Raw genomic sequence first — 26,772 nt, 5'->3', positions numbered from 1 at the left:
GGGATGGCGGAGGGAAGCATGGGCGACGAATCGGTGCGGACGACCACGGATACCCTGAACCGCGCAGGCGCCTCCGGAACCGGCGTCGGCATCACCGGCCAGCGTCCGCTGCAGGACCATCCGTTGCGGCAGGTGCTGACCAACGAGGTCCATGCCCGGCCGCCCGAATCGCTGACGGCGCCGGTGCGCGCCACCATGCTGGCGATGCTGTCGGGGGAGGGCGCGGCGGAGGCCGACCGCCGGCATCTGGAGGCGCTGTGCGACTGGGCCGGCGTGGTCAGGCCGCCGCAGGGCGCCACCCACCACAGCGCCTCCTTCGGCAGCTTCCACCTGAAGTGGGAGCGGCATACCGAGTTCTCGGCCTGGACCGTCTTCCGACCCAGCGCGATGCCGGCCGGCTCCCTGGCCGATCCATTCCTGGAGCCGGCGCTGCACGCCCTGCCGCGCGACTGGCTGGCCGGGCTGCCGGGCGAACTGCTGGTCGGCATCCACGTCGCCGTGCTCTCCGCCGACCAGCCGGAGCCGTCCGCCAACATGATGGCGGCGATGTTCGGGTCGGAGAGCTATGTCGGGTCGCGGATCGCCGGCCGATCGGCAACCGCCTGGACCGATTTCCGCATCCATGGCGACGGATTCTCCCGGATGCTGGTCGCCGACCATTCGATGACGCCGCGCCAGACCGGCCGCGTCGTCCAGCGCCTGCTGGAGATCGAGACATACCGCGTGCTGGCCCTGCTGGCCCTGCCGATGGCGCGCGGCGTGCTGCCCCGCATCGGCCCGATCGAGGCGGGGCTGTCCGACGTCACCACCCGGATCGCCAGCCTGCGCGGTCTGCAGGACGAACGCGACCTGCTCGACCGCCTGACCCTGCTGGCGGCACAGACCGAGCAGATCTCCGCCGAGACCGCCTATCGATTCGGCGCCGCCCGCGCCTACTACGAGTTGGTGGAGCGGCGAATCGAGGAACTGCGCGAGATCCGGATCGAGGGGCTGCAGACCATCCAGGAGTTCATGGACCGCCGCCTGAACCCGGCGATCAGCACCTGCGAGGCGGTGGAGCAGCGTCTCGATTCGCTGTCGCAGCGCGTCGCGCGGGCCAGCAACCTGCTGCGCACCCGTGTGGAGATCGCGGTGGAGGGGCAGAACGCCGAACTGCTCCAGTCGATGGACCGTCGCGCACAATTGCAGCTGCGCCTGCAGGAGACGGTCGAGGGGCTGTCGGTGGTGGCGATCAGCTATTACCTGGTCGGCATCGTCGGCTATGCGGCCAAGGGGTTGAAGGGCTTTGGGTTCAAGGTCGATCCCGACATGCTGGTCGGGGTGATGATCCCCATCGTCATCGCCTTCGTCTGGTCGGGCGTGCGGCGGATTCGCAAGGTGCTGGTCGGGGGGCATTGAGGGGCGTGGCGGCGGTCTGCGCCCCCATCTGGAAGCTGGGGCGCTCACAACTCTCAAAACACGATTAAGGCTCTGGACTTAAAGGTTCCTTGCGTCATCCCCGCTAAGGCGGGGATCCAGGAAACTCCGCAATCGAGCGGCTGAAGCGACTGGATTCCCGCCTTCGCGGGAATGACGGCCGATGAGGTGCTATCACCTTCGCTCATCTGGCCCGCTGCCAGAACCTCCCCCATCCTTACCCTCTGAGTCGCGCCCAAGCGCCGCAACAATCCTGCGCGCCGCAGCCTCGGCACCCGCACGTCCTTTCCACATCCCATCCTGAGAAAAATCCGCTTGTCCAACGGACTGCGGCGGAATGTCGCATGGCATGACCCCAATCCATGCTCAACCTTTGTCCGCACGGCCCATCGGAATGTGAGGAAAAGTCTATGCGTACAGTGGGAGAGAGGAAAGGCTTGTAACCCAGCGGGGCGCGGGGATAAGCTCCGGCTGCGGGTATATGTCGCGCTAAGATGGCGTGATCCCTGCATAAACTGGCGTTCGCTGATAAGCCCAACTATGGACCGCGCGAACAGATAACGGTCCGGACCAACAGGGCGGAGGGAGCGTCGGCGGGAAGAGACGACCGCGTGCCATGACGAGCGTCGCGGCTAAGAAGGGGTTGGGGATGAGAAGGCAAAGCCTGTACGCCGCCGGCCTGGCGGCTGTGCTGTCGATGGTAGGGGGCTGGGGCGTGACGACCGCCCTGGCGAACGAGCCGCGGCCGTGGGAGATGGGCATGCAGCCCTCCGCCTCGCCGGTCAAGCACCTGATGACCTCGTTCAACGACCTGCTGACCGTCATCATCACGCTGATCGTGATCCTCGTCGCGGGCCTGCTGGCCTATTGCGTCGTCCGGTTCAACGCGAAGAGGAACCCGGTCCCGTCCAAGACCTCGCACCACACGCTGCTCGAGGTCGCCTGGACCGTGGTACCGGTCATCATCCTGATCGTGATCGCCGTTCCGTCCTTCAAGCTGCTCTATGCGGCGGAGCGCATTCCGCAGGCCGACATGACAATCAAGGTCACCGGCCACCAGTGGTACTGGGATTACGAATATCCCGACCACGGCAACATCACCTTCTCCAGCTACATGATCCCGGAGACGGACCTGAAGCCCGGCCAGAAGCGCCTGCTGGAGGTCGACAACCGCGTGGTCGTGCCGGTTAACACCACCGTGCGCGTGCTGGTGACGGCCGGCGACGTGATCCATTCCTGGGCGGTGCCCGCCTTCGGCCTGAAGAAGGACGGCGTTCCCGGCCGCATCAACGAGACCTGGTTCAAGGCCGAGCGCGAAGGCGTCTATTACGGCCAGTGCTCCGAGATCTGCGGCACCAACCACGGCTTCATGCCGATCGCGGTGGAAGCCGTGTCGAAGGAGGCCTTCGACGCCTGGGTCGCCAAGGCCAAGACCGCCTTCGCGCCGGCCAACGCCCCTGGGGACGGCGACCGCGACGTGGCGCTGCGCCCGACCGGAACGCTGGTCGAATAAGCGGACATCGCACAGCCCGCCGCAGGGACATTGCGATAAGAAGAACCCACCCAACCGCCGACGCTTCGAACCGACCGGAGTGGACGGCGGCCAGGGACAGCGACAAAGGGTAGAGACATGGCAAACGCCACACCGGGACATGGCACACCAGGACATGGGGAGCATGCTGGCGACCATGGGCACGGGCATGACGATCATCACGTCCCCGGCTTCGTGCAGCGCTGGTTCTATTCGACCAACCACAAGGACATCGGCACGCTCTATCTGATCTTCTCGGTCATCGCCGGGCTGATCGGCGGCCTGTTCTCCGTCATCATGCGCGCGGAGCTTCAGTCGCCGGGGCTGCAGTTCGTCTCGGACGGCCAGATGTGGAACGTGCTGATCACGGCGCACGGCCTGATCATGGTGTTCTTCGTGGTGATGCCGGCGCTGATCGGCGGCTTCGGCAACTGGTTCGTGCCTCTGATGATCGGCGCGCCCGACATGGCCTTCCCGCGCATGAACAACATCAGCTTCTGGCTGATCGTGCCGGCCTTCCTGCTGCTGCTGGGCTCCGCCTTCGTCGGCACCGGCGCCGGCACCGGCTGGACGATCTACCCGCCGCTGTCGTCGACGCTGGGGCATAGCGGTCCATCGGTCGACATGGCGATCTTCGCCCTGCATCTGGCCGGCGCCAGTTCGATCCTCGGCGCGGTGAACTTCATCACCACCATCTTCAACATGCGCGCGCCGGGCATGACGCTGCACAAGATGCCGCTGTTCGTGTGGGCGATGCTGGTGACGGCCTTCCTGCTGCTGCTGGCGGTCCCGGTTCTGGGCGGCGCGATCACCATGCTGCTGACCGACCGCAATTTCGGCACCACCTTCTTCAATCCCGAAGGCGGCGGCGATCCGATCCTGTTCCAGCACCTGTTCTGGTTCTTCGGCCACCCCGAAGTCTACATCATGATCCTGCCGGCCTTCGGCATCATCAGCCACATCGTGTCGACCTTCTCGAAGAAGCCGGTGTTCGGCTATCTCGGCATGGCCTACGCCATGGTCGCCATCGGCGTGGTCGGCTTCGTCGTGTGGGCGCACCACATGTACACGGTCGGCCTGGACGTCAACACGAAGGCCTACTTCACCGCCGCCACCATGATCATCGCGGTGCCCACCGGTGTGAAGATCTTCTCCTGGATCGCCACCATGTGGGGCGGGTCGATCGAATTCCGGGTGCCGATGCTGTGGGCGCTGGGCTTCATCTTCCTGTTCACGGTCGGCGGCGTCACCGGCGTGGTGCTGGCGAACGGCGGTCTCGACAATTACATGCACGACACCTACTACGTCGTGGCGCACTTCCACTATGTGCTGTCGCTGGGTGCGGTCTTCTCGATCTTCGCCGGCTGGTACTACTGGATCGGCAAGATGTCGGGACGCCAGTATCCGGAGTTCTGGGGCAAGGTCCATTTCTACACGACCTTCATCGGCGTCAATCTGGTGTTCTTCCCGCAGCACTTCCTGGGCCTGTCGGGCATGCCGCGCCGCATCCCGGACTATCCGGACGCCTTCTGGGGCTGGAACATGGTCTCGTCGCTGGGCGCCTACCTCTCCTTCGCCTCTACGCTGCTGTTCGTGTGGATCGCCTGGAAGACCCTGCGCAGCGGCGAACGGGTGCCGGGCGCCTATTGGGGGCCGCAGGCCGGCACGCTGGAATGGTCGGTCAGCTCTCCGCCTCCGTTCCACGCTTTCGAAACGTTGCCGCAGGTCAAGTAAGCATGCTAACGGGCGGGCGTCGCCGCGAGGAGGCGCCCGCCCCACCAAGAAGATACAGAGCCGAGCAGTCCGAAGAATGGGCGCCGGCGGGGGAAGCGCCGGGGCGACGGACCCGGGGTTAGTAGACGACAAGGACATGATATGACGGACGTGACGAACGAACTGACGCTCAACCACACCGGAGGGGCGTCGGCCGGTGACTTCATCGAGTTGCTCAAGCCGCGGGTCATGTCGCTTGTGGTCTTCACCGGGCTGGCCGGCATCGTGCTGGCGCCCGGCCACATCCACCCCTTCCTGGCGATGGTCGCCGTTCTGTGCATCGCCGTCGGCGCCGGAGCGTCGGGCGCCATCAACATGTGGTACGACCGCGACATCGACGCGGTGATGACCCGCACGGTGAAACGCCCGATCCCGTCGGGCCGGGTCGAACCGGCGGAGGCGCTGGGCTTCGGCGTCACCCTGTCGGTTCTGTCGGTGGTGGTGATGGGGCTGGCGGTGAACTGGACGGCGGCGGCGCTGCTGGCGGTCACCATCGGCTTCTACATCTTCGTCTACACCATGTGGCTGAAACGCCGGACCCCGCAGAACATCGTGATCGGCGGGGCCGCCGGCGCCTTCCCGCCGATGATCGGCTGGGCCGCGGTGACCGGCACGGTCGACCTGCCGTCCGTCCTGCTGTTCCTGCTGATCTTCCTGTGGACGCCGCCGCATTTCTGGGCGCTGGCCCTGTTCCGCAACGGCGACTACACCCGCGCCGGCGTGCCGATGATGCCGGTGGTGGCGGGAGAGGCGGCGACCAAGCGCCAGATGCTGCTCTACACGCTGATCCTGCTGCCGGTGGCCGCGGCGCCTTACTTCGTCGGCATCGCCGGGCCGGTCTATCTGGCGGTGTCGGCCATCCTGGGCCTGATGTTCGTCAGCTGCGCCGTCCGCGTGCTGCGGGCCAGCGACGACAAGCCGGCCAAGAAGATGTTCGGTTTCTCGATCCTGTACCTGTTCCTGCTGTTCGCCGTGATGATGGCTGAGCGGCTGATCCTCGGAGGGTGGGCATGACGGTGATGGAACGCGATGACCTGACCGAGACCCGCAACTCGGTTGAAGAGCAGAGGCGGCAGGAGGCCGACCTTCGCGCCAAGAAACTGCGGGGCCGCAATCTGGCGGTTCTGGCCGCGCTGCTGGCGCTGGTCGCCCTGTTCTACGCCATCACGGTCGTGCGGATGGGTGGGGCGCACTGATGGCCGGGCGCGACGACAAACTGCGCCGCCGCAACCGCCTCATCCTCGGCACCCTGTTCGGGATGGTGGCGGGGATGATCGGGCTGACCTATGCGTCGGTCCCGCTCTATACCCTGTTCTGCTCGGTCACCGGCTTCGGCGGCACGACCAAGCGGGCGGAGCAGGCCGCGGTGCGCGTCGTCGACCGCAAGGTGACCATCCGTTTCAACGGCGATATCAACTCCGCCCTTCCCTGGTCCTTCAAGCCGGAGCAGAAGGATCTGGTGCTGAAGCTGGGCGAGACCGGATTCGCCGCCTACCGTGCCGAGAATCGGGCGGCCAAGCCCACCGTCGGCACCGCCGTCTACAACGTCACGCCGGAGAAGGCGGGCGCCTATTTCAACAAGATTCAGTGCTTCTGCTTCGACGAGCAGATTCTGGAGCCCGGCCAAGCAGTGGACATGCCGGTGACCTTCTTCGTCGACCCGTCGATGGCCGACGATCCGAACATGGACGACGTGACCACCATCACGCTGTCCTACACCTTCTTCCGCGCCAAGGACAGCGAGGCCAAGCTTGCGCAGCACACGGCCGCCGCCACGTCTTCAGACGCGGGAGCAAGCAAACAAAAGGCGGAGCCGGGGGCGACCGCCACAAACTAAACCATATGGGGTAGTGAGACGATGGCCGACATCACCCACGGGCAAATGCCGCACGCCGAACCATCAGCCCATGAACCGGGCGCCGGCATCCCGCATCCCTACCATCTGCTGAAGCCCAGCCCCTGGCCGCTGATCGGCGCATTTTCCGGCGGGCTTCTGGCGACCGGCCTGGTGGTCTTCATGCACGGCGGCGGCAAGTTCCTGCTGGTGCTGGGCGTGCTGGCCATCCTGGTGACGATGTTCGGCTGGTGGCGCTCCGTCATCCGGGAATCGGTGGTGGAGCATGCCCACACGCCGGTGGTGAAGATCGGCCTGCGTTACGGCATGGCGCTGTTCATCGCGTCGGAGGTGATGTTCTTCGCCGCCTTCTTCTGGGCCTTCTTCCACGCGGCGCTGGAGCCCAAGGTTTCGCCGATCAACCCCGACGCCATCTGGCCGCCGCCGAACGTCCATGTCATCGACCCGTTCGACATGCCGCTGATGATGACGCTGACGCTGCTGCTGTCGGGCGTCACGGTGACCTGGGCGCACCATGCCATCATCGAGGGGCAGAACCGGACGGCCGCCAAGGCGCTGGGGCTGACCGTCCTGCTGGGCGTGATGTTCACATTCTTCCAGGCCTATGAGTATGTCCACGCCTCCTTCAAGTTCACCGACGGCATCTTCCCGTCGACCTTCTACATGGCGACCGGCTTCCACGGCTTCCATGTGCTGGTCGGCACCATCTTCCTGGCGGTCTGCTGGGTGCGCACGGTGAAGGGGCATTTCACGCCGCAAAGCCATTTCGGTTTCGAAGCGGCGGCCTGGTACTGGCACTTCGTCGACGTCGTCTGGCTGTTCCTATTCGTGTCGGTCTATTGGTGGGGTGGTCATGGCGGTGTGATCGCCGCACACTGACGCCACCGGTGCCGTGCCGTTCCGGCGGCCCCTATGTCTGCCGGAACGGTCCGAACGGGAGGTTAAGGCGTGATCAATCCGTACCCCAGAGTTTCCCCGCTGTCGGCGGGCATGCGCAGCGTCTGCCCGCGCTGCGGCAAGGGGCGGCTGTTCGACGGCTATCTGACGGTGGCGGAACGCTGCAATGTCTGCGATCTGGATTTCTCGCAAGTCGACAGCGGCGACGGGCCGGCCGTCTTCCTGATTTTCATCCTGGGTTTCCTGGTGGTGCCCATCGCGCTGTGGGTGTCGATGACGGTCGAGTGGCCGTTGTGGCTGCATGCAATCGTCTGGAGCATCGTCGTGCTGGCGCTGACCCTGGGCATGCTGCGGCCTGCCAAGGCCTATGTCGTAGCCTTGCAGTACCGTTATCGCCGCAGCGAAGTGGAGAAGGGACCGTGAGCGCCGCTGCCGCCGAAGCGGAAGAGCGGCGCCGCTTCCGCCCGTCTCTGGGGGCAACGCTGGTCACTCTGCTGGGGCTGGCGGTGACCATCGGGCTCGGCACATGGCAGATGGAGCGGCTGCAATGGAAAGAGGAACTGATCGCGCGGATTGACCGGCGGATGGCTGAGCCGCCTGCGCCTCTGCCCGCGCGCATCGACGATCCGACCGCGTGGGAGTTCCGCCTGGTGACGCTCGCCGGGCGCTTCCTGAACGACAAGGAAATGCTGCTGATCGCCCGTCCCCATCAGGGGCAGGTCGGCTATGAGGTGCTGACGCCATTTCAGCGCGCCGACGGGGCCGGCATCGTTCTGGTCAACCGTGGCTTCGTGCCGATGGACCTACGTGATCCGGCAACCCGTCCGGCCGCGCGGGTCGAGGGTGAGGTGAGCGTCAAGGGCATCGTCCGCCTGCCGCAGCCGCCTGGCTTCTTCCAGCCCGGCAATGGCAATCCGGCCCCGGGTTCCGCCTGGATGCGCGCGGATCCGCCGGCGATGGCGGCGGCGCTCTCGCTGGGCGAGGTGGCTCCGGTGGTTGTGGAGATGCTGCCGGGGCAGGGGACGGTGCTGCCCGGTGCGCCGAAGGGAACGCTGGCAGGGATCGCGCCGCGGGTGGAACTGCCGAACAACCATCTGCAGTATGCCTTGACCTGGTATGGGCTTGCGGTGACGCTCGCCGGGATCTACGTGCTGTCACAGCGCAAGCGCGCCGACACCGGAACCGACGGACGACCCGATGACCGCATATCAGGAGCTTGAACGCCGACACGCCCGCATCGCCGCCATCGGCGACGCGCTTGGCATCCTCGGCTGGGACACCCAGACGATCATGCCGGAGGGTGCCAACGACGGCCGGGCGGAGCAGACCGCGACCCTGTCGGTGATCGCGCACGAGCTGGCGACCGACCCGCGCATGGCGGATCTGCTGGCGGAGGCGGATCGCGACGACAGCCTCGATGCCTGGCAGCGCGCCAACCTGCGCGAGATGCACCGGCATCACATCCAGGCCACCGCCATTCCTGCCGATCTGGTGGAGGCGACCAGCAAGGCCGTCTCCGTCTGCGAGATGACATGGCGTGCGGCGCGGGCGGAGAGCGACTTCGCCAAGCTGCTGCCCTCCCTGACCGAGGTGCTGGCCCGCGTGCGCGAGGGGGCGGAGGCGCTGGGGTCCGTGATGGGGATCAGTGCCTATGACGCGCTGCTCGACAGCCACGATCCGGGAGCGCGGGCGGAGCGCATCGATGCGCTGTTCGCCGATCTGTCCGGCTTCCTCCCCGACCTGATCGGCCGCGTACTCGACCGCCAAGCTGCGGCCCCGGCGGTGATTGAGCCGCAGGGGCCGTTCCCGGTCGAGAAGCAGCGCGAGCTTGGCATCCGCATGATGGAAGGGCTTGGCTTCGATTTCAGTCGCGGCCGGCTGGATGTGTCGCTGCATCCATTCTGCGGCGGGGCGACCGGCGACGTGCGCATCACCACCCGTTACGACGAGGCGAACTTCACCGATGCGCTGATGGGCATCCTGCACGAGACCGGTCATGCGCTGTACGAGCAGAACCGCCCGCGCGCATGGTTGAGCCAGCCGGTGGGCCAGTCGCGCGGCATGGCGGTGCATGAGAGCCAGTCGCTGCTGATGGAGATGCAGGCCTGCCGTTCGGCCGAGTTCATCACGTGGCTGGCGCCGGTGGTGCGCGAGACCTTCGGCGGACAGGGGCCGGCCTGGGAAGCCGACAACCTGCGCCGGCTCTACAGCCGGGTGGAGCGCGGCTTCATCCGCGTCAACGCCGACGAGGTCACCTATCCCGCCCACATCATCCTGCGCTACCGCCTGGAAAAGGCGCTGATCGCCGGTGACCTGACCCTGCCGGACCTGCCGGGCGCCTGGAACGACGGCATGGCCGAACTGGTCGGCGTGGTGCCGCCGGATGACCGGCTGGGCTGCCTGCAGGACATCCATTGGCCGGGAGGCGGCTGGGGCTATTTCCCCAGCTACACGCTGGGCGCCATGACCGCGGCCCAACTGTTCGACGCCGCCCGCACCGCCGACCCGGAGATCGTCCCGGCGCTGTCGCGCGGCGAGTTCGCGCCGCTGGTGAACTGGCTGCGGGTGAATGTGCATGAGACGGGCTGCTTCCACGCCTCCGGCGATGATTTGCTGACTGCGGCAACCGGCCGGCCGCTGGATGCATCGGTGTTCAAGCGCCACCTGGAGCGGCGGTATCTCTGACCGCCAACTCGCGGGGAGCTTGCGGAAGCCTCTTGGCAAGCGTGGGAAATGGCTTATCTTTATGGACAGGTGCGCCGGGGTGTGATCGACCCCGACGCACCCATCCGATCAGCGGTTCAGAAGATCAAGGCACGCCTTGATGATCTGCAACAGCAGGATCAGGAGTGTGAGGATTTTCTCCATCCTCTTCTCTCCCTTGTTGTGTGCGGCGGTGGCGGCCTATCCGCCACCCCGTTCACACACTCCCACTATAGATGCATGGTTGCAGATGTGTGCGGCGCTGCTGTTTGGCGACGTGCAAATTTCTATGGATAAGCCAAATCGCAGTAGAAAGCTCGGAGCGTCAGCAACTGTCTCGGCATTAAAAAGGCCGCCCATAAGGCGGCCTTTTTCGTTGTGCGTGACTGCGACGATTATCCCCGCGCAGTGGTGCGCAGCGTCTCCTCGGCGGCGCGGATCAGGGCCATCGACTTGTTGACGGTCTCCTGATACTCGGCCTCCGGGTCGCTGTCGGCGACGACGCCGCCGCCGGCCTGGACATACATCATGCCGTCCTTCAGCACGGCGGTGCGCAGGGCGATGCAGGTATCCATCGCGCCCGATGCGCCGAAATAGCCGACGCAGCCGGCATAGACGCCGCGGCGGGCCTTCTCCAGCTCATCGATGATCTCCATGGCGCGGACCTTCGGCGCGCCGGACACCGTACCGGCGGGGAAACCGGCGACCAGGGCGTCGAGCGCGTCGAATTTCGGATCGAGCTCGCCCTCGACGTTGGAGACGATGTGCATGACGTGGCTGTAAAGCTCCACGATCATCTTGGCCGTCACCTTCACCGTGCCGACCTTCGCCACCCGGCCAACATCGTTGCGGCCGAGGTCGAGCAGCATCAGGTGTTCCGCCAACTCCTTGGGATCGCTCAGCAGATCGGCGGCCAGCGCCTCATCCTCTGCCGTGGTGGCGCCGCGCTTGCGGGTGCCGGCGATCGGGCGGACGGTGACCTTGCCGTCGCGCACGCGTACCAGAATCTCCGGGCTGGAACCGACGACGGTCAGTTCGCCGAAGTCGCAGTGGAACAGGAAGGGCGACGGGTTCAGGCGGCGCAGCGTGCGGTACAGCGCCAGCGGCGACGGCTTGAAGGGGAAGCGGATGCGCTGGGACGGCACGACCTGGAAGATGTCGCCGGCGCGGATGTACTCCTTCGCCTTCTCCACGATCGCGTGATACTCCTCGCGCGTCGTGTTGGAGGTCCAGGCCAGCGGCAGGCCGTTCTCCGTCCGCGGCTCCCGCCGGTAGGGCAGCGGGCGTTCCAGGTCGGCCAGCGCGTCTGTCAGCCGTTCCCGCGCATCGGCATAGGCCGTGGCGGCATCCTTGCCGGCCTTCGGCCACACCGGCGTCACCAGCGTGATCGAATCGGTGTGGCTGTCGAAGATTGCCACGATGCTGGGGCGGGTCAGGATGGTGTCCGGGATGTTCAGCTCGTCCGGATTGTTATCCGGCAGCCGCTCCATCAGGCGGACCATGTCGTAGGTCATGTAGCCGAACAGGCCGGCGGCCATCGGCGGCAGTTCATCCGGCAGCGGGATCCGGCTCTCGTTGATCAGCGTGCGCAGCGCCTCCAGCGGCGCCTGATCGAGCGGCTGGAAGGCGTCACGGTCATGCAGGGCGTCGCGGTTGATCTCTGCCCGATTGCCGCGAGACCGCCACACCACGTCCGGCTTGAAGCCGATCACCGAATAGCGGTCGCGGCGCGATCCGGCCCCGCGCTCCGCCGACTCCAGCAGGAAGCCGAACGGACGGCCGTCCGCCAGCTTCATATAGGCGGAGACCGGCGTCTCCAGATCGCTGACCAGCGTGGTCCACACCACCTGCGGCCGACCGGCGGCGTAAGCGGCATCGAAGGTGGTGGTATCGGGCTGGACCTTCACGGCACGGAACCTCTCGGGGTTGCTGTCGGCTGAGCCGGAGACTCAGTTGCTGGCGAAGAACTGGTCGATGCGCTGACGGTGGATGGTGACCGGATACTTGTCGCGCAGCGCGTTGGTGAACTCAGCCACCAGATCGTTCTCCATCCCCTGTTCGACCGAGGCGCGAACCGGCGCCAGATCGGCGTCGGCGGCCTTCGGATCGGCGGCGATGACCTCCTTCAGGCGGGCGACGACCTGAGCGTCGGCGGTGTTGCCGATGACGACCTCGTTAGGCTTGGCGGCGAACAGCTTGGCGACCATGTCGGCCGGCAGACCCTGGACCGACTGGGCGTCGCGGGTGAAGGGAGAGGTCATGGCGAAGCTGGCGCCGGCCTGGGTCGCGACGTCCTGCGCGGCGGCTTCCGAGCCCTTCTTCAGGCTGGCGGCGATCTCCTCCGCCTTCTTGGCGGCGCGCTCGGCGCGCTGCTCCTGCTGCCAGTCGGCGATGACCTGATCGCGCACGTCCGCCAGCGGGCGGACGGCGGCGGGGATCACGCTGTCGACGCGGACGGCGGTGAAGACGCTGCCTTCACCCTCGGTCAGGTTGGAGGTGGCGCCGGTCTTCAGCTGGAAGGCATTGGGCAGCAGCGCCTTCAGGCCGGGCAGGTCGGGGGCGGCGTCCTTGCCGTCCGGCGCCTTGCCGGTGCTGTCCACGGCGGCGACCTTGGTCAGCGCCAGACCCTGAGCCTGGGCGACCTCCTCCAGCGGCGCGCCGCTGGCAAGCTGGTCTTCGACACGGTTGGCGATGGAGAAGACGGAATCGAGCGCCTGCTCCTTCTTCAACTCGGCCTCCAGCTGGCTGCGCACGTCCTCGAAGCTCTTGGTCGAGGCCGGGGTGACGCCGGTGACGGCCATGACATGCCAGCCGAGCGCGCTCTTGATCGGGTCGGAGGGCTTGCCGGGTTCCAGCGCGAAGGCGGCGTCGCCGATCTCCGGCAGGTCGGCCTTGGCGATGTTGTCCAGGGTCACCGGCTCGACGCCGGCATCCTTGGCGGCATCGGCGAGGCCCTTGGCCTTCGCGGCGTCGGCGATCTGCTTGGCCTTCGCCTCGTCGTCGACGACCACCATCTGCACGGTGCGTTTTTCCGGGGCGCCGAACTCGTTCGCGCGCTCCTCATACGCCTTGCGCAGCTGGGCGTCGTCGATCTTGATGTCCTTGGCCAGCGCGTCGGGCGACAGGCGGGCCACCGTCAGGGCGCGGTATTCCGGAGCGGTGAAGCGGACCTGATGGTCCTCGTACGCCTGCGTGATCGTCGCGTCGTCGGGCACGCCGACGTCGCCGATGGAGGCGTTGGGCAGAGTCACCACCTCCGCCACGCGCTTTTCGCCGCGATAGCGGTAGAGGTCCTGCACCAGCGGCTGCGGCGGAGTGAGGCCGGCGGACACCGCACCGGCGACCAGCTGGCGCGCCGTCTCGCGCTGGATCATCGCGACATAGGCATCTTCGGTCAGCTGGTTGTTGCGCAGCACCGACCGGAAGACGTTGGGGTCGAACTGGCCCTGCTGGTTGCGGAAGGCCGGCTCTTCGGCGATGCGCATACGGACCACCTCGGGCCCGACGGAAATGCCCATGTCGGCCGCCGCGAGGTCGAACAGCGTGCGCTGGACCAGCGACTGCAGCGACTGCTCCAGAAGGCCGAAGCGCTTGGCCTGCTCGGCGGTCAGGTTGCCGCCCAGCATCGGGCGCAGCCGTTCCATCTGGCGGCGGAATTCCTGGTCCAGCGCCTGCTGCCCGATCTCCACCTTGCCGACCTCGGCGACGGTGGTGGGTGTGGTGGAGCGGAACACGTCGCCGATCCCCCAGATGCCGAAGCTGAGGATCAACAGCACGAACAGGATCTTGACGACCCAGGAGCCGGCGAAATTGCGGATGAACTGGAGCATGGGACCCGAATCTAAGCGCGTCGTTCGGCCATTCGGCCGGGGCGGCGCATCATAGATAGGGGAGGGTGGGGCGGCAACAGCCCATTTCCATGCCGCCGATCTCCGCTGTCGCTCCTCTCGCCAAAGGCGATCTGCAAACGATCACCCCGGCCTCGCGGGGAACGCGGGGCCGGGGTGTCGGACACTCATACTATCTCATACAATCGCAGCACCCTCTGCGGGCGCCGGGGTTACTTCAGCGCGTCGCGTGCGGCATCCTTGGCGCCGCCGATGCTGTTCTGAACCTTGCCGGCGGCCTTCTCGGCGCGGCCCTCGGCCTCGGTCTTGGTATCGCCGGTCAGCTTGCCGGCCGCTTCCTTGATCGAGCCCTTGATGGAGCGGGCGGCGCCCTCGATCCGGTCCTTGTCCATGGTGGCAACCTCTTGCGTGTTGATTATACAGGAACAACAGGACAAAAGGGAAAAGGGTCCATTACAAATAGTACACGAAAGACAAGCCAGCCCCGCGTGAAGAGGCGCGGATCAGGCCCGGCGCGGTTCGTCGATGCCGCGGCCGGCCCCGCGCGGCGGGGTGCCGCCGCCGACGCGCATCGGACCCGCGCTGTGCCGGCGCAGTGCCGCCAGCTGCAGGGCATGGTGGGCGATCTTGTCGCGGAATTCACGGTCGACCCGGCTGAAGGCGCTGTAGGCCAGCCTCACCGCCGCCGGAGAGCGGGTGCGCAGGGCCTCATTCAGGGAATCGCGCAGGGTGCGCAGTTCGAGAATGCCGGGAACGAAGGCCATCTCGACCGCTTCCGCCAGGATTTCGACGGAACACAGCGTCGCTTCGTCGTCGAGCGTAAGCCTCACTCTGCCGCGTCCAATCCGATCGTCGGGGCTGATGGTCAGGAACCGAGCAGGTCGATAACCGCCGGCAGGCAGCGGTGCCGGGTCAGGCACTCCTCGCAGCATCGGACTGCCTGGGCCGGCTCCGGGCAATGCTGGCGGCGCAACGCCTCCAATCCCTGAAACAGGACGTGCTTCTTCGCATCCGAGATCACGTCGGTGGCCTGGATCGTTTCAAAGGCGTCCCGCATGGGATTGGTCGCGTCTATGAACATCGCCGTATGTCTCCGTTCCCAGCAAATCTATGCCGCACCCCCGATGAAGTCCATGAATGCTCTGTAATATAGCGGCTGCAAATTGAAACGAGCTGTGGCGCCATTCACCGGCGCGCAACGCATTGACGCAGCGGTCGGCCACCGGCAGCATCAGCCCGGTCGATGACGGGGAAGAAACGGAGGCGGGATGGCGCGGGCGCTGGGGGCGAAGCTGGCCGTCTATGGTGCGGCCGCGTTGGCGGAGATCGCCGGCTGCTTCGCCTTCTGGGCCTGGATAAGGCTGGGCCGGAGCGCTTGGTGGACGTTGCCGGGATTGGCGAGCCTGTGCCTGTTCGCGTGGCTGCTGACGCGGGCCGATGCAGACTTTGCCGGACGCGCCTATGCCGCTTATGGCGGGGTCTACATCGCGGCGTCGCTGCTGTGGCTCTGGCTGGTCGAGGGCGCGCGGCCGGACCGCTGGGACGCGGCCGGCGCACTGGTCTGTCTGGCCGGGGCGGCGCTTATTCTTGCCGGCCCCCGCGGGAGTTGAAGGTGGGCGGAACCGGCCGGTTGACCGAGCGCCGCAGGGCAGGGCCGTTCACCAGGACGAGCCGGCCGGAATCGTCCACTCGCAGATAGGCGCCGACGCGCACGGCCCGGCGCAGGATGTCGTCGTTGAGCATGATCTGCGCATCGGCCAGGGACAGCGGGGTGCCCTGGTAGTATGCACGGCCGTCGGCGTGGCTGATCTGGCTGAATGCGTTGGTCATGTCTGTATGCTCCCAATCGTTTTCTTGAACTGCGGACCGTTGGCGGACCCGAAGCGACGGCAGCACCGTGCGTGACGCTGGAGGTTCACGCCTGTGGCTGCGGCCATTGTCGGACTAACGCCTGGGACGTCCGGTTTATTCCTCCATCGCGGGCTGTGAGGCGAATTGCTTCCCGTGCGGGGAATGTGTGGAGAGAATCCTGGGGCCGATACCGCCGCAGGTCCAGTCCACCGCGGCAGATGCCACTGAAATGTCGCAGACCACACGCGCAAAAGCTGTGGTGGTGCTGCCGGGCGCGGCCGTTTATTCCCTGAACCGTGCCGCGCATTGAACCATGTCAATCGTGCATCGGACTCTAACCGTTAGAGTGCGAATGCATCACGGGCAACGGATTGCGCAAATGTTTGGCATTTGCGGGATTGCTTGGCGTTGGAAATCAAACCAGACAGGGTCATAATACCTCTGTCGGGTATCCGATTCAGCCGCCGGGCGTCCGTCGGTGCATCATCAGGCCGGCTATTGCGGCAGGACAGAGAAAAGCGGATCGTTTCGTGAACCTACAACCGGCGGATCAGATGAACGGTTCCGAAAGCAGCGGTTCCAGCGGCGATCACGCCGCCGCGATGCCGCGTGATCCCGCCTTTCTGGCCTCCTTGGCCGCAAGCCTGCTGGACGACGGCGGGATGGCGCTGGTCTATCTGGACCGCGACGGCAAGTGCCGCCACGCCGATCCGCATTTCGCAGCGGTTCTGGACCGTTCGCCGGCTGACCTGATCGGCCGCGAACTGGCCGGCATCGACCATCCCGTGACCGCGGCGCTGGCCGCTGCCGTCGCGGCGCTGGGCGGATCGCCGGTGCAGACGTCCGCGCCGGTCGATTGCCCGACGGTCGGCTGCGACGGCCGCCGCTCGATCCTCAGCGGCAGCGTGATCGCCCATCGCGATGCCGCCGGGGCGACGGTCGGCTATCTCGGCACCTTCCACATGACCGGCGACCCCGACCGCATCGCGCAGTTCGTGACTTGCCGGGATTCCTTTATCGCCACCCTGCTGGATGCGGCGGTGGACGGCATCATCGTCTCCGACCGCAGCGGCATCATCCGCTCCATCAATCGCGCCTGCTGCCGCCTGTTCGGCTATGAAGACGGTGAGCTGGTCGGGCGGAACATGTCGATCCTGATGCCGCCGCCCTTCTCGCGCGACCACGGCCGCTACGTCGACACCTACATGCGGACCGACCGGCCCAAGATCATCGGCATCGGCCGCGAAACGCTGGGCCAGCGCAAGGACGGCACGGTGTTCCCGATCCATCTCAGCGTCGGGCAGGCGCGGCTGGGCGAGGATGTGACCTTCGTCGGCATCATCCGCGACATCTCCGAACGCCTCGCGGCGGAACAGCGCGCCTCCTACCTCGCGCGGCACGATCCCCTGACCGGGGTTCTGACCCGCACCGCCTTCCTTGAGGAATGCGAGGCGCTGTTCGCCGGCAGCCGCGCCGAAGAGGCGGGGACGGCATCGGGCGGAAGCCAGTTCGCACTGTTCTCGCTCGACGTCGACCAGTTCAGCGACGTGAACGAGGCCTTCGGCTTCCATGTCGGCGACGCTGCGCTCAAGGCGATGGTCAGCCGGGTGACGGAGGTGCTGCCGCCCAATACCATCATCTGCCGCATCGCCGCCGACGAATTTGCAGCGCTGTCACGGGTGACCGACGCCGATCATGCGCGCACGCTGGCCGGCGTGCTGCATGACCGGCTGACCGCCTCGATCTACGCCGACCGCCATTGGGTGCGGTTGCGGCTGTCGGTCGGCGCCGCGGTGCAGGACGACACCGTCAGCACGCTGGAGGATTTGAACGCCAAGGCCAAGCTGGCCCTGCAGGCGGTGCAGCACAACGGCGGCAACGCGGTCTGCTTCTACACGCCGGAAATGGCGGCGGCGGCGACCCGGCGGATGCTGCTGACCATGCATCTGACCCACGCCATCGAACGCAACGAGCTGCGCCTCGTCTACCAACCCATCGTCGACAAGGCCGGCCGGGTCCGGTCGGCGGAAGCACTCCTGCGCTGGGAGCATCATGCCCTGGGGCCGGTCTCGCCCGGCGAGTTCATCCCGGTTGCCGAGGAAAGCGGCCTGATCGTGCCGATCACCGACTGGGTCCTGTCCACCGCGGTCGCCCAGATGGCGGTCTGGGAGGCGGAGGACGTGCTGCCCGACCGCGTCTTCCTCAACATCTCCGGCCAGCAGTTCCTGCGCGGCAACCTGACCCTGCGGCTTGAGGAACTGCTGGGCGAGCATCCGTCGCTGCGCAGCCATCTGGGGCTGGAGATCACCGAGCAGGCGGCGGTGCGCGACCTGAAGGTGGCGGTGCGGACGCTGGGCGAACTGGCCGATCTGGGCATCCAGGCGGCCATCGACGATTTCGGCTCCGGCTATTCCTCGCTCAGCTATGTGCAGCAGTTGCCGGTGGCGAAGCTGAAAATCGACCGCGCCTTCGTCATCGATGTGCCGGAGAATCCCAAGAGCAACGCGCTGGTCCGCGCCGCGGTCGGCATGGCGCATGGCCTGGGCCTCACCACGGTGGCGGAGGGGGTGGAGACGGCGGAGCAGCGCGATTTCCTGGTTTCGGTCGGCTGCGACCTGATGCAGGGCTATCTGTTCGGCCGCCCGATGCCGCCCGAGGCGCTGGCCGACATGGTGCGCTCTCAAGCCGCACCGGCGATCGCCTGATCCCTCTGCCTGGGGTGAATCCTGTCTCGACAGCGCCAGCTGCAACTGATATCCATTCGCACGGAATTGAGAGCCATTCGCAGTCCGGGAGTGATGGATGTTCATCGACAAGATCGCTGGTGTCGCTTTTGCCGTCGGTGCCTTGACCGCCTTTTCGGTCCAGGCGCAGGAAGTCAATGTCTACAACTCGCGTCATTACAACACCGACCGCGCGATCTATGAAACCTTCACGAAGTCGACCGGTATCAAGGTCAACATCATCGAAGGCAACCATGATGAACTGATTCAGCGCATGAAGTCGGAGGGCGCCAGCAGCCCGGCCGACCTGTTCATCACCGTGGATGCCGGCCGTCTGGCTGCGGCGGCCAAGGATGGGCTGCTCGCCCCGGTCGCCTCACCGGAACTGGAGGCGATCAAGGTTCCGGCCAACCTGCGCGATCCCAATGGCGCCTGGTGGGGCCTGTCCAGCCGCGCCCGCATCATCGTCTATGCCCGCGACCGGGTGAAGCCGGAGCAGATCAAGGATTACGAGGATCTCGCCAAGCCGGAATGGAAGCACCGCGTCCTGACCCGCAGCGGCACCCATCCCTACAGCCTCGCCCTGACCGCCTCGATGATCGAAGCGCTGGGCGAGGAGAAGACGGAGGAATGGGTCAAGGGCCTCGTCGCCAACCTCGCCCGTCCGCCGCAGGGCGGCGACACCGACCAGATCCGCGCGGTCGCGGTGGGCGAGGGCGACGTCGCCATCGCAAACACCTATTATGTCGGCAAGATGATCACCTCCGCCAAGCAGGAGGACCGCGAGGTTGCGGCGAAGGTCGGCGTCATCTTCCCCAACCAGGGCAACCGCGGCACCCATGTGAACCTCAGCGGCGCCGGCGTGGTGAAGACCTCCAAGAACCAGGAGAACGCCCGCAAGCTGCTGGAATATCTGCTGAGCCCGGAGGCGCAGCGCCAGTTCGCCGACGGCAACATGGAATACCCGGTCAACCCGGCGGTCCAGCCGCATCCGGAGTTGGTGAAGCTCGGCAGCTTCAAGGCGGCCGAGGTGAACGCCGCCTCCTTCGCCGCCCACACGCCGCAGGCGCTGCGCATCATGGACCGTGCCGGCTGGAAGTAAGATGACCGACACTCTCGCCCCTTCCGTCATCCTCTCCGGCATCACCCACCGCTACGGGCAACTGACCGCGGTCGACGATGTCTCGCTGTCGGTCGCCCCGCGCGAGGTGGTGTGCATCGTCGGCCCGTCCGGCTGCGGTAAGTCGACCCTGCTGCGCCTGATCAGCGGACTGGAGTCGGTCCAGAAGGGCGAGATCGCGGTGGAGGGGCTGACGCTCGCCACCGCGGGCCGGTCGCTGCCGCCGGAAAGGCGGCCGGTCGGCATGATGTTCCAGGACTTCGCGCTGTTCCCGCACCTGACGGTGGCAGGCAACATCGCCTTCGGCCAGACCGACCGTCCGCGCGCCGAACGCCGGCGCCGGGTGGAGGAGTTGCTGGAGACCATGGCGCTGACCCGCTATGCCGATGCTTACCCGCACACCCTGTCGGGCGGCCAGCAGCAGCGGGTGGCGCTGGCCCGCGCCATGGCGCGCGATCCCAAGGTCCTGCTGCTGGACGAGCCCTTCTCGGCACTGGACGAACAGCTCCGCCGCTCGGTGCGGGAAGAGGTGGTGCGGATCATCCGCGCCAGCGGCATCGCCACCATCGTCGTCACCCACGACCCGGAAGAGGCGATGGAGATGGGCAACCGCGTGGTGGTGATGGAGGCCGGACACGTCGTCCAGGCCGACACGCCGGTGAACCTCTACCAGCGCCCGGCCAACAGCTTCGTCGCCCGCCTGTTCGGCGAGGTGAACCGCTTCGAGGCGACGGTGCGCGACGGGCAGATCGTTACGCCGCTCGGCCGGGTGATGGCGCCCGGCCTACCCGGCGGGACCAAGGTCGAGGTCGCCTGCCGGGTGGAGGATCTGGAACTGGTGCCGCTGGGCGCCCGTCCCGACGCCGTTCCGGTGCGGGTGCGGCATTCCAGCTTCCTGGGGCCGGCGACGCGGGTTTGCCTGGACCTGGGCGGGTCGGAAATCCACGCACGCCTGCCGGGGCATGTCGATGTCCGCGCCGGCGAGGAGCTGTCCGCCGCGATGGCGGCGGAGCGGGTGATGGTGTTTCCGGCGGGGTGAGGGGCGAGTTGTCGAGCCCGGTGCCCCCTCCCTAACCCTCCCCCACCTTTGGTGGGAGAGGGAACTGCCGCCGCTTCGCGATCAAGTTACGCCGACAAGCACCCTACCCCCTCCACCGCCAAGGGCGGGGGAGGGATGGGGAGAGGGCAATCAGCGCAGACCCCTCACGCCCCCGCCCGCACCTCATCCTCGCCGAACTGCAGCCGGCACAGCCGCGCATAGGCGCCGTCGGCGGCGAGCAGCGCCTCGTGGGTGCCCTGCTCGATGATGCGGCCGCCTTCCATCACCACGATGCGGTCGGCATTGCGCACGGTCGCCAGACGGTGGGCGATCACCAGGGTGGTGCGCCCCGCCGTCAGCCGTTCCAGCGCCGCCTGAACCAGACGCTCCGACTCGCTGTCGAGCGCGCTGGTCGCCTCGTCCAGCAGCAGGATCGGTGCATCCTTCAGGAAGGCGCGGGCCAGCGCCAGACGCTGGCGTTCGCCGCCCGACAGCTTGACGCCGCGGTCGCCGATCACAGTGTCGTAACCCTCCGGCAGCTTCGAGATGAAGTCATGCGCTGCGGCGGCCTTGGCGGCGGCGATCACGTCATCCATCCCGGCGTCGAGGCGGCCGAAGCAGATGTTCGCCCGCACCGTGTCGTTGAACAGAACCGTGTCCTGGCTGACGATGGAGACCGCGCCGCGCAGGCTGCGGAGGGTGGCGCCGCGCACGTCCTGGCCGTCGATCAGCACCTCGCCTCCCGTCACGTCATAGAGGCGCGGGATCAGGTTGAAGACCGTCGACTTGCCGGCGCCGCTGCGTCCGACCAGCGCCACCGTGCTGCCGGCCGGCACGTCGAGGTCGATGCCCTTCAGCGTGTCGGCTCCGGTCTCATAGAAGAAGCGGACACCGCGCAGCGCGACCGCGCCCTTGGTAACCGACAGCGGCCTGGCGCCCGGCTGTTCGACGATGGTCGGCTGCTGGTCCAGCAGTTCGAAGATGCGCTGGGCGGCGGCCATGCCCTCCTGCAGGGCGGCGTTCAGCGTGCCGATGGCGCGCACCGGCTGGGCCGCCATCAGCAGCGCGCCGACGAAGCCGGAAAAGGCGCCGACCGAGCCCTCGCCCAGCGTCATGCGGTAGCCGGCGAATGCGATCACGCCGGCGACTGCGACGCCGCCCAGCACCTCCATCATCGGGTCGATGCGCGAGCGCGCACGCACCGCCTTCATGGTCAGCTGGTAGTTCTCCTGAAATGCGCGGCCGGCACGGGCGCGCTCGTAGTCTTCCAGATTGTAGGTCTTGACCATGCGCGCGCCCGACAGGCTTTCGGTCAGCAGCGAGGTCATGTCACCCATCTGCGCCTGGGTATCGCGGGAGACGCGGCGCAGGCGCTTGCCGATGCGGACGATGGGCACGGCGGCGATGGGGTAGATGATGAAGACAATCAGCGACAGCAGCCAGTCCAGATAGAACATCGACCCGACCAGCGCGATCACAGTCAGGATGTCGCGCACCAGACCGGTCAGCGTGCGGGTCAGCGCATTGCGGATCAGGTCGACGTCGTTGATGAAGCGGGAGGTCAGCGCCCCGGTCGGGGTGGCGTGCAGCTGCGCCATGTCGGCGGTCTGCAGATGCGTGAACATCGCCAGCCGGACGTCGGCGATGACGCGCTGGACGATGTCGCTTGTCACCACGGTCTGGGAATAGAGCGACACGCCCTTGATGACCGTTACCGCGATGATCGCCAGCGGGATCGCCAGCAGCATGCCGCGGTCCTGGGCGGAGAACATGGCATAGGAGCGGTCGATCAGCAGCGGATAGGCGCCGGTGGTCGCCGCCACGATCGCCATCAGCAGGAAGGACAGCAACAGCTTGCCGCGATAGGGGCGCACCCACTCGCGCCACATCCGGGCCGCCAGCCGTTCGGTCGCCGCATCCAGGCGCAGGGGCTTGCCGCTCTTGTTCGTCACGGTCGCATCCGATCATCTTGTCCGATGCGGATGGCTTAGCCCATGGGCTTCGCCTTTGTCCACCGGTCGCCGCGGCGGCGCCCGTGCTGGTTACAGGCTTCCTTTACCGGTTCCGTGGGAAGCTGCTGATGATCGGGGCGGCGAACATAGTGCCGCCGGGGGAGAGGGGGAGTGCCCATGCCGAATGGAATTGGCCTCAATGGCGGGCTTAATGGCAGCGGCGCGCGGCGTCCGCGCATCGGTCTGGCGCTGGGCGGCGGGGTGGCGCGCGGCTGGGCGCATATCGGGGTGCTGCGGGCGCTGAAGCGCTATGGGATCGAGGCCGACATCGTCTGCGGCTCTTCGGTCGGGGCGCTGGTCGGCGGCGTCCATCTGGCAGGAAAGCTCGACACGCTGGAAGACTGGGTGCGCACGCTGACCCGGATGAAGATCGTCGGCTATCTGGATTTGCGGCTGCGCCAGGGCGGCGGGCTGATCGGCGGCGACCGGCTGCTGGCGGAACTGCGCCTGCATCTGGGCGACGTGCGGATCGAGGAACTGCCGTGCCCCTATGCCGCCGTCACCACCGATCTGGTGACCGGTCATGAGGTTTGGCTGCAGCGGGGAGAACTGGTCGACGCGATGCGGGCGTCCTTCTCGCTGCCGGGGGTGTTCCCGCCGGTGTCCATCGACGGGCGCTGGATGATCGACGGCGCCCTGGTCAACCCGGTGCCGGTGTCGGCCTGCCGTGCGCTGGGCGCGCAGATGGTGATCGCCGTCAATCTGTCCGGTGACATACTGGGCAAGGCGCGCAAGCCGGGCGCCAGCGTGCCGACCGCCGCCGGCTTCGACCTGCTGAAACTGGTGGAGGACGAGGCGCCGGGGCAGCGCCCGTTCAGCGGGATCGGCGCCCTGACCCGCCGCATTTTCCGTCGCGACTATGAAGGGCCGAGCCTGTTCGGCGTGATGGTCTCTTCGCTCGGCATCGTCACCGACCGCATCACCCGGTCGCGGCTGGCCGGCGACCCGCCGGACGTCCACATCGTGCCGCGGCTTGGCCATATCGGCCTGACCGAGTTCGACCGTGCGGACGATTGCATCCGCGAGGGTGAGGCGGCGGTGGAGCGCGTCCTGCCCGATTTGCACGACGCGCTCGCCGTCTTCGCCACCGGCCCGCGCGAGTCGATGCGCGGGCAGGGGCGGGACTGATTGTGTTTTAATGGTCGATCGCCGTGCCCAGCGCCGCACCGCCCAGGCCGCCGATCACGGCGCCGCGGGTGCCGTCCACTGCGTAACCGCCGGCCGCCCCGGCCGCACCGCCGACCACGCCGCCGGTCGAGCAGGCAGTGACGGAAAGAAGCGCGAACACCGCACCGATCAGACGCAAACGGGACATCATGCAACCCTCCTCGTGTTGACTGTTCGGTGTCTAAACACGCGACGATGCATTTTGCTTCCATCGTCCCCTGATCTTTCGCTCTGATACTTCCGGATGGAACCTCCTCCCCCTTCAAGCGTTGTCCGGACTTTAACCGTGCAACGTTCAAAACGGGGGAACGACCATGCGGAGCATCACCAAGCATTTGCGCACAACCGCGCTGGCCGCCACGGCGGCCCTGTCGCTGGCCGCCTGCCAGAATCCCAATGGCGGCATGGGGGGCATCGGCGGCATGAACACGTCGGAGACCGTCGGCGCGCTGGGCGGCGCCGTGGCCGGCGGGCTGCTAGGTTCCCGCTTCGGCGGCGGGGCGGGCAAGCTGGCGACCACTGCCATCGGCACGCTGGTGGGCGCCTATGCCGGCCAGCAGCTGGCCCGCCACTTCACCGCCGCCGACCAGAATCGCGCGTCGGACGCGGAGGAGCGGGCGGTCGCCAACAACCAGACCATTACCTGGAACAATCCGGAATCCGGAAACCGGGGCACCATCCAGCCGGTGAAGACCTATCAGGGCACCAACGGCCAGACCTGCCGCGACTACAACCATACGGTCGTGATCGACGGCAGGACCGAGGTCGCGCGCGGCACCGCCTGCCGCCAGCCTGACGGAAGCTGGAGGCTGGTGTCGTAAACGTACACCCTATCCGAATGATCGCCTCCGGGTCCTACGCCTTGCGGATGTGGGGAGTTGCCGTCAAAATCAAGGAGTTCCGCCGGATGGCGGCCTGATGCGAACGGCGTGCGGGGCTTATGGAGGCGGTCAGCTACATCATCCTCATCGGATCAACGCTGCTGATCGTCAGTGTGTTGACCAGCTACCTCGCCCTGCGGGTCGGCGCGCCGTTGCTGTTGATCTTCCTCGGCATCGGCCTGCTGGCCGGCGAGGATGGGATCGGCCAGATCGCCTTCAACGATGCCGGCTCCGCCTTCCTGATCGGGTCGATGGCGCTGGCGGTGATCCTGTTCGAGAGCGGCTTCGACACCAAGCTCGCCAGCTACAAGGCGGCGGCCTGGCCGGCGATGACGCTCGCGACGATAGGCGTGGCGGTGACCACCGGCGTGGTCGGAGTCGCCGCCCATTGGCTGCTGGGTCTGGATTGGACCGAGGCGCTGCTGGTCGGGGCGGCCTGCAGTTCCACCGACGCGGCGGCGGTGTTCTTCCTGCTGCGCGTCGGCGGCATCACGCTGCGCGACCGCGTCCGCTCCACGCTTGAGATCGAATCGGGCAGCAACGATCCGGTCGCCATCATGCTGACCATCCTGCTGGTGGAGGCCGCGACCCACGGTCTGGCCTCGCCCGCCGCCATCGTGGGCGAGCTGGCGCTGGCCTTCGCGCTGGGCGGGGTGATGGGGCTGGCCGGCGGCTGGCTGCTGGTGGCCTTCATCAACAAGGCGAATTTCGAATCCGGGCTGAACCCGGTGGTGACGCTGACCTTCGCCCTGTTCATCTTCGCCGCCACCAACGTGCTGGGCGGCAGCGGCTATCTGGCCGTCTATGCCGCCGGCCTCTATGCCGGGAACGTCAAGCTGCGTGGCGCGCTGGAACTGCGGCGTTTCCATTCCGGGCTGACCTGGCTCAGCCAGATCGTCATGTTCGTGATGCTGGGGCTGCTCGCCACGCCGCGGGAGTTCGCCGGCATGATTCTGCCGGCGCTGGGCGTCGCGGCGGTGCTGATCCTGGTCGCTCGACCGGCGGCGGTGTGGATGTGCCTGTTGCCTTTCCGATTCTCGGTGCGGGAGACCAGCTTCATCGCCTGGGTCGGCCTGCGCGGGGCGGTGTCGCTTCTGCTGGCGCTGGTGCCCGTTCTGGGCGGGCTTGAGAACGGCCAGCTGATCTTCAACACCGCCTTCGTCGTCGTGGTCGTCTCGCTGCTGGTGCAGGGCTGGACCATCGGCTCGATGGCGCGGGCGCTGGAACTGATCGTGCCGCCGCGCCGTGGCCCGGTGGAGCGCGTGGAGCTTGAACTGCCCGGCAACGCCGATCAGGAACTGGTGGCCTACACTGTCCACGCCAAAAGCCCGGCGGCGCGCGGACAGCGGATGCCGCGCTGGGCCAAGCCGTCGCTGGTTATCCGGTCGGGCGCGGTGGTGCCGCTGCACAAGGCCAAGCCGCTGCAGCCGGGCGACCATGTCTATCTGTTCACGCCTCAACACCGGCTGCCGCTGATCGACCGGCTCTATGGCGGCAGCCGGGCGCTCGACCAGAACGACCGGGAATTCTACGGCGATCTGGTGCTGAGCCCCGACGCGACGGTCGAGCAGATCGCCGAAATGTACGGCCTGCCGCTGTCGATGGCCAATGCCCGCCTGACCTTGAGGGACCTGCTGCGCAACGAGTTCGGCGGCTCCTGCGAACTGGGCGACCGCGTGCGCATGGGTGGGGTCGAGCTGATCGTGCGCGACATGGAGGACGACACCATCACCTCCGTCGGCATGGCGCTGGAGCCGGCCCGCGTGACCAGCCGGCGCCGGCCGCTCTATCAGCGGATCGCCGATGTCGGCGGACGGCTGCGCGGCTGGTGGATCAAACATTCCTTCCAGCGCTGGAAGGAGCGTGAGAAGCTGCGGGCGCGTCGGCCGGAGGCGCTGCCGCCGCCGGCGGAACCCAAGCGCGAGGAACGGGTAGAGAGCCGGAACGACGCCTGAG

At 67.0% G+C, this 26,772-nt stretch carries 25 protein-coding genes; 17 read left to right on the top strand and 8 right to left on the bottom strand.

Annotation, left to right across the window (positions count from 1 at the left end; genetic code table 11):
* The first annotated feature begins 18 nt into the window (after positions 1-18).
* The 10 genes from PWS46_RS07295 to PWS46_RS07250 all read left to right on the top strand — a co-directional run bounded on the left by PWS46_RS07295 (position 19) and on the right by PWS46_RS07250 (position 10,157).
* Positions 19-1,398 (top strand): DUF3422 family protein, encoded by a 1,380-nt coding sequence (locus PWS46_RS07295; protein ID WP_434613108.1) that lies wholly within the window; start codon positions 19-21, stop codon positions 1,396-1,398.
* Between the two features lie 667 nt (positions 1,399-2,065).
* Positions 2,066-2,929, top strand: coding sequence for a cytochrome c oxidase subunit II (gene coxB, locus PWS46_RS07290; RefSeq protein ID WP_434613105.1), 864 nt, complete (start codon positions 2,066-2,068; stop codon positions 2,927-2,929).
* A gap of 117 nt (positions 2,930-3,046) precedes the next feature.
* On the top strand, positions 3,047-4,681 hold the full coding sequence (gene ctaD / locus PWS46_RS07285) for a cytochrome c oxidase subunit I (protein WP_208621238.1): 1,635 nt from the start codon (positions 3,047-3,049) through the stop codon (positions 4,679-4,681).
* Between the two features lie 141 nt (positions 4,682-4,822).
* A complete protein-coding gene (cyoE, locus tag PWS46_RS07280) occupies positions 4,823-5,734 on the top strand; it encodes a heme o synthase (RefSeq protein ID WP_434613101.1) in 912 nt (303 codons plus the stop codon).
* Positions 5,731-5,916 carry a hypothetical protein gene (locus tag PWS46_RS07275; RefSeq protein WP_434613098.1) on the top strand — a complete coding sequence of 62 codons (186 nt, stop codon included), beginning with the start codon at positions 5,731-5,733 and terminating at the stop codon, positions 5,914-5,916. The genes cyoE and PWS46_RS07275 overlap by 4 nt, the downstream gene beginning before the upstream one ends.
* Positions 5,916-6,557: a cytochrome c oxidase assembly protein gene (locus tag PWS46_RS07270; RefSeq protein WP_434613096.1), complete on the top strand. Its 642-nt coding sequence runs from the start codon at positions 5,916-5,918 to the stop codon at positions 6,555-6,557. The genes PWS46_RS07275 and PWS46_RS07270 overlap by 1 nt, the downstream gene beginning before the upstream one ends.
* 21 nt (positions 6,558-6,578) lie before the next feature.
* A complete protein-coding gene (locus PWS46_RS07265) occupies positions 6,579-7,454 on the top strand; it encodes a cytochrome c oxidase subunit 3 (RefSeq protein WP_434613093.1) in 876 nt (291 codons plus the stop codon).
* 69 nt (positions 7,455-7,523) lie between these two features.
* On the top strand, positions 7,524-7,895 hold the full coding sequence (locus tag PWS46_RS07260; RefSeq protein ID WP_434613090.1) for a DUF983 domain-containing protein: 372 nt from the start codon (positions 7,524-7,526) through the stop codon (positions 7,893-7,895).
* Positions 7,892-8,692, top strand: a complete 801-nt coding sequence (locus tag PWS46_RS07255) for an SURF1 family protein (RefSeq protein ID WP_434613087.1) — start codon at positions 7,892-7,894, stop codon at positions 8,690-8,692. The genes PWS46_RS07260 and PWS46_RS07255 overlap by 4 nt, the downstream gene beginning before the upstream one ends.
* On the top strand, positions 8,670-10,157 hold the full coding sequence (locus tag PWS46_RS07250; protein WP_434613084.1) for a carboxypeptidase M32: 1,488 nt from the start codon (positions 8,670-8,672) through the stop codon (positions 10,155-10,157). Before PWS46_RS07255 ends, PWS46_RS07250 begins: the two co-directional genes overlap by 23 nt.
* A 413-nt stretch (positions 10,158-10,570) precedes the next feature.
* Here PWS46_RS07250 and trpE read toward each other — a convergent pair whose 3' ends face one another.
* The 5 genes from trpE to PWS46_RS07225 form a co-directional block, all read right to left on the bottom strand.
* Positions 10,571-12,082 (bottom strand): anthranilate synthase component I, encoded by a 1,512-nt coding sequence (gene trpE, locus PWS46_RS07245; protein WP_434613081.1) that lies wholly within the window; start codon positions 12,080-12,082, stop codon positions 10,571-10,573.
* Between the two features lie 42 nt (positions 12,083-12,124).
* Positions 12,125-14,005, bottom strand: coding sequence for a SurA N-terminal domain-containing protein (locus PWS46_RS07240; RefSeq protein ID WP_434613078.1), 1,881 nt, complete (start codon positions 14,003-14,005; stop codon positions 12,125-12,127).
* 230 nt (positions 14,006-14,235) lie between these two features.
* Positions 14,236-14,415, bottom strand: a complete 180-nt coding sequence (locus tag PWS46_RS07235; RefSeq protein ID WP_434613075.1) for a CsbD family protein — start codon at positions 14,413-14,415, stop codon at positions 14,236-14,238.
* A 111-nt stretch (positions 14,416-14,526) separates the two neighbouring features.
* A complete protein-coding gene (locus tag PWS46_RS07230) occupies positions 14,527-14,853 on the bottom strand; it encodes a hypothetical protein (RefSeq protein ID WP_434613072.1) in 327 nt (108 codons plus the stop codon).
* 35 nt (positions 14,854-14,888) lie between these two features.
* Positions 14,889-15,104 carry a hypothetical protein gene (locus PWS46_RS07225; RefSeq protein WP_434613070.1) on the bottom strand — a complete coding sequence of 72 codons (216 nt, stop codon included), beginning with the start codon at positions 15,102-15,104 and terminating at the stop codon, positions 14,889-14,891.
* A gap of 187 nt (positions 15,105-15,291) precedes the next feature.
* Between PWS46_RS07225 and PWS46_RS07220 the strand changes: the two genes are divergently transcribed.
* Complete coding sequence (locus PWS46_RS07220; protein WP_434613067.1) at positions 15,292-15,633, top strand: YnfA family protein; 342 nt, start codon at positions 15,292-15,294, stop codon at positions 15,631-15,633.
* Here PWS46_RS07220 and PWS46_RS07215 read toward each other — a convergent pair.
* The gene (locus PWS46_RS07215; RefSeq protein WP_434613064.1) at positions 15,605-15,853 is read right to left on the bottom strand and encodes a hypothetical protein; all 249 of its coding nucleotides are present in this window, start codon (positions 15,851-15,853) and stop codon (positions 15,605-15,607) included. The genes PWS46_RS07220 and PWS46_RS07215 overlap by 29 nt on opposite strands.
* 575 nt (positions 15,854-16,428) lie before the next feature.
* On the opposite strand from PWS46_RS07215, the gene PWS46_RS07210 reads away from it, so the two are divergent.
* The 3 genes from PWS46_RS07210 to PWS46_RS07200 all read left to right on the top strand — a co-directional run bounded on the left by PWS46_RS07210 (position 16,429) and on the right by PWS46_RS07200 (position 20,756).
* On the top strand, positions 16,429-18,579 hold the full coding sequence (locus PWS46_RS07210) for a putative bifunctional diguanylate cyclase/phosphodiesterase (protein WP_434613061.1): 2,151 nt from the start codon (positions 16,429-16,431) through the stop codon (positions 18,577-18,579).
* Positions 18,580-18,676: 97 nt separating this feature from the next.
* Positions 18,677-19,699 carry a Fe(3+) ABC transporter substrate-binding protein gene (locus PWS46_RS07205; RefSeq protein ID WP_434613058.1) on the top strand — a complete coding sequence of 341 codons (1,023 nt, stop codon included), beginning with the start codon at positions 18,677-18,679 and terminating at the stop codon, positions 19,697-19,699.
* Position 19,700: 1 nt separating this feature from the next.
* A complete protein-coding gene (locus PWS46_RS07200) occupies positions 19,701-20,756 on the top strand; it encodes an ABC transporter ATP-binding protein (RefSeq protein ID WP_434613055.1) in 1,056 nt (351 codons plus the stop codon).
* 164 nt (positions 20,757-20,920) lie between these two features.
* Here the strand turns inward: PWS46_RS07200 and PWS46_RS07195 are convergent, their stop codons facing one another.
* Positions 20,921-22,708 carry an ABC transporter ATP-binding protein gene (locus tag PWS46_RS07195; protein ID WP_434613052.1) on the bottom strand — a complete coding sequence of 596 codons (1,788 nt, stop codon included), beginning with the start codon at positions 22,706-22,708 and terminating at the stop codon, positions 20,921-20,923.
* Between the two features lie 177 nt (positions 22,709-22,885).
* Between PWS46_RS07195 and PWS46_RS07190 the strand changes: the two genes are divergently transcribed.
* Positions 22,886-23,896, top strand: coding sequence for a patatin-like phospholipase family protein (locus tag PWS46_RS07190; RefSeq protein ID WP_434613049.1), 1,011 nt, complete (start codon positions 22,886-22,888; stop codon positions 23,894-23,896).
* Positions 23,897-23,903: 7 nt separating this feature from the next.
* Here PWS46_RS07190 and PWS46_RS07185 read toward each other — a convergent pair whose 3' ends face one another.
* Complete coding sequence (locus PWS46_RS07185) at positions 23,904-24,086, bottom strand: hypothetical protein (protein WP_085089555.1); 183 nt, start codon at positions 24,084-24,086, stop codon at positions 23,904-23,906.
* 163 nt (positions 24,087-24,249) lie between these two features.
* Here PWS46_RS07185 and PWS46_RS07180 point away from each other — a divergent pair, with 163 nt between their 5' ends.
* Both PWS46_RS07180 and PWS46_RS07175 read left to right on the top strand, forming a co-directional pair.
* On the top strand, positions 24,250-24,756 hold the full coding sequence (locus tag PWS46_RS07180; RefSeq protein ID WP_434613045.1) for an RT0821/Lpp0805 family surface protein: 507 nt from the start codon (positions 24,250-24,252) through the stop codon (positions 24,754-24,756).
* Positions 24,757-24,875: 119 nt separating this feature from the next.
* Positions 24,876-26,771 (top strand): potassium/proton antiporter, encoded by a 1,896-nt coding sequence (locus PWS46_RS07175; protein WP_434613042.1) that lies wholly within the window; start codon positions 24,876-24,878, stop codon positions 26,769-26,771.
* The last annotated feature ends 1 nt before the right edge of the window (position 26,772 follow it).

This window comes from Azospirillum sp. B2RO_4 (assembly GCF_051124815.1).
GTDB lineage: Bacteria > Pseudomonadota > Alphaproteobacteria > Azospirillales > Azospirillaceae > Azospirillum.
This window is presented reverse-complemented; position numbering and strand designations above follow the sequence as displayed.

Coding starts and splice junctions, on each gene's coding strand:
- PWS46_RS07295 (WP_434613108.1), top strand. CDS start 19: ATGGGCGACGAATCGGTGCGGACGACCACGGATACCCTGAACCGCGCA.
- coxB (WP_434613105.1), top strand. CDS start 2,066: ATGAGAAGGCAAAGCCTGTACGCCGCCGGCCTGGCGGCTGTGCTGTCG.
- ctaD (WP_208621238.1), top strand. CDS start 3,047: ATGGCAAACGCCACACCGGGACATGGCACACCAGGACATGGGGAGCAT.
- cyoE (WP_434613101.1), top strand. CDS start 4,823: ATGACGGACGTGACGAACGAACTGACGCTCAACCACACCGGAGGGGCG.
- PWS46_RS07275 (WP_434613098.1), top strand. CDS start 5,731: ATGACGGTGATGGAACGCGATGACCTGACCGAGACCCGCAACTCGGTT.
- PWS46_RS07270 (WP_434613096.1), top strand. CDS start 5,916: ATGGCCGGGCGCGACGACAAACTGCGCCGCCGCAACCGCCTCATCCTC.
- PWS46_RS07265 (WP_434613093.1), top strand. CDS start 6,579: ATGGCCGACATCACCCACGGGCAAATGCCGCACGCCGAACCATCAGCC.
- PWS46_RS07250 (WP_434613084.1), top strand. CDS start 8,670: ATGACCGCATATCAGGAGCTTGAACGCCGACACGCCCGCATCGCCGCC.
- PWS46_RS07240 (WP_434613078.1), bottom strand. CDS start 14,005: ATGCTCCAGTTCATCCGCAATTTCGCCGGCTCCTGGGTCGTCAAGATC.
- PWS46_RS07235 (WP_434613075.1), bottom strand. CDS start 14,415: ATGGACAAGGACCGGATCGAGGGCGCCGCCCGCTCCATCAAGGGCTCG.
- PWS46_RS07225 (WP_434613070.1), bottom strand. CDS start 15,104: ATGTTCATAGACGCGACCAATCCCATGCGGGACGCCTTTGAAACGATC.
- PWS46_RS07220 (WP_434613067.1), top strand. CDS start 15,292: ATGGCGCGGGCGCTGGGGGCGAAGCTGGCCGTCTATGGTGCGGCCGCG.
- PWS46_RS07215 (WP_434613064.1), bottom strand. CDS start 15,853: ATGACCAACGCATTCAGCCAGATCAGCCACGCCGACGGCCGTGCATAC.
- PWS46_RS07210 (WP_434613061.1), top strand. CDS start 16,429: ATGAACGGTTCCGAAAGCAGCGGTTCCAGCGGCGATCACGCCGCCGCG.
- PWS46_RS07205 (WP_434613058.1), top strand. CDS start 18,677: ATGTTCATCGACAAGATCGCTGGTGTCGCTTTTGCCGTCGGTGCCTTG.
- PWS46_RS07200 (WP_434613055.1), top strand. CDS start 19,701: ATGACCGACACTCTCGCCCCTTCCGTCATCCTCTCCGGCATCACCCAC.
- PWS46_RS07190 (WP_434613049.1), top strand. CDS start 22,886: ATGCCGAATGGAATTGGCCTCAATGGCGGGCTTAATGGCAGCGGCGCG.
- PWS46_RS07185 (WP_085089555.1), bottom strand. CDS start 24,086: ATGATGTCCCGTTTGCGTCTGATCGGTGCGGTGTTCGCGCTTCTTTCC.
- PWS46_RS07180 (WP_434613045.1), top strand. CDS start 24,250: ATGCGGAGCATCACCAAGCATTTGCGCACAACCGCGCTGGCCGCCACG.
- PWS46_RS07175 (WP_434613042.1), top strand. CDS start 24,876: ATGGAGGCGGTCAGCTACATCATCCTCATCGGATCAACGCTGCTGATC.